Source organism: Aliterella sp. E5.1 (assembly GCF_057473825.1).
In genome coordinates, this window is sequence record NZ_JBYCCV010000400.1 from 1 (window position 1) to 1161 (window position 1161).

2 protein-coding genes and 1 pseudogene are annotated in these 1161 nt (G+C 46.6%); 1 reads left to right on the plus strand and 2 read right to left on the minus strand.

What is annotated here, in order from left to right; all coding sequences use genetic code 11:
* Positions 1-88: 88 nt before the first annotated feature.
* Positions 89-415 carry a YbjQ family protein gene (locus AC2VE5_RS27650; protein WP_486890720.1) on the minus strand — a complete coding sequence of 109 codons (327 nt, stop codon included), beginning with the start codon at positions 413-415 and terminating at the stop codon, positions 89-91.
* Between the two features lie 65 nt (positions 416-480).
* Here AC2VE5_RS27650 and ybiA point away from each other — a divergent pair, with 65 nt between their 5' ends.
* Positions 481-951, plus strand: coding sequence for a riboflavin biosynthesis intermediates N-glycosidase (gene ybiA, locus AC2VE5_RS27655; protein ID WP_486890721.1), 471 nt, complete (start codon positions 481-483; stop codon positions 949-951).
* A 77-nt stretch (positions 952-1028) separates the two neighbouring features.
* Here ybiA and AC2VE5_RS27660 read toward each other — a convergent pair.
* Positions 1029-1161, minus strand: a pseudogene (locus AC2VE5_RS27660) (potassium channel protein); the annotation flags it as partial.

A 1161-nucleotide genomic window follows, 5' to 3' on the forward strand; every position in this document is an offset into this window, starting at 1 on the left:
AATATTAAATATAGGTGTAAAAAGTTAAGGTTAGGCTTGGTTTAACCGACTTAATGACTTAAATTGCAATTATTCCTTGCTTGCTACTCTATTGCAGCTTGACAGCAGTACCCGTTGCTGTGATCAGCAGTAAGACCCCGGTTTGATCCAAATTAATCGTCCCGGTGTCAACTTTAATTCCCAGGACTGCATTTGCCCCCAATCGTTGGGCCCGTTGCTCTAGTTCAGCCAAGACTTCCCGTTGTCCACGCTCAAAGATTCGTTCATAGCTGCCAGTTCGCCCACCAACAATATCCCGAATCCCGGCAAAGAAATCCCGCAGGGCATTGCTGCCATAGACGACTTCAGCGGTGACTACTCCCAGGTAGGCTTCAACCCCTACGCCTTGGATTACGTCCGTTGTTGTAATAATCATCAGTCGATGACTCCTAGTCCCACTGGCATCATAATAGAAGATGGTCTGCGGCAAAGCGGCTGAGGATGACGATCTATTTTTATAAAGTTAGTGAACCCTACGGTTGTTTTTCTAACTTCTCTGCCTATCCGATTTACTTAAAAGGTCATTTATGGCCAACATCGGAACATTATTATCAAGCTCAGAAATTCCTCGACACCCCTGAGGAAGCCCTTGTTTCAATGATTTTATCGGCCTTCACCCCGGAAGCAGCCGCCGCAATTGGTCGAGATCCCAGGCACAAAATTCGCTGTGATTGGGACCAAATCAAAAATCAAGTGATGCACGAAGCGGTGCGGATTAAGTTTCTGACCCATTTAGATATTCAAGCCATCCTCCTGGCCACGGGCGATCGCGAGATTATTGAAGATTCACCCACTGACACTTACTGGGGATGTGGCGTTGATCGAAAAGGCCAAAATCAGTTGGGCAAGATCTTAATGCTAATTCGTGAGGAAATCCGTACAGGTTTTGCCAGGTTACACCTGCGATCATAAGACTAGTTGCTAACCCAATCAGGGTTAGTCTCAGCCTCAGGAAAACCAAACTTAAGGATAAGATTCCAACCTAAGGCTTAAGTATGTTTGGGTAGGCGCGGCATTTTGGAGCGCAGGGGATCTAGAAGCTGATTCAGCTTCCGGAGTTGTTCAGCGGTTCCCATGCTGATTAAGAGATCCCCTGATAATAACTCTGTGGTAGCGGTGGGT

What these genes read in the sequence shown, in the direction of transcription:
- AC2VE5_RS27650 (WP_486890720.1), bottom strand. Translation starts at nt 415, where the DNA reads ATGATTATTACAACAACGGACGTAATCCAAGGCGTAGGGGTTGAAGCC.
- ybiA (WP_486890721.1), top strand. Translation starts at nt 481, where the DNA reads ATGACGATCTATTTTTATAAAGTTAGTGAACCCTACGGTTGTTTTTCT.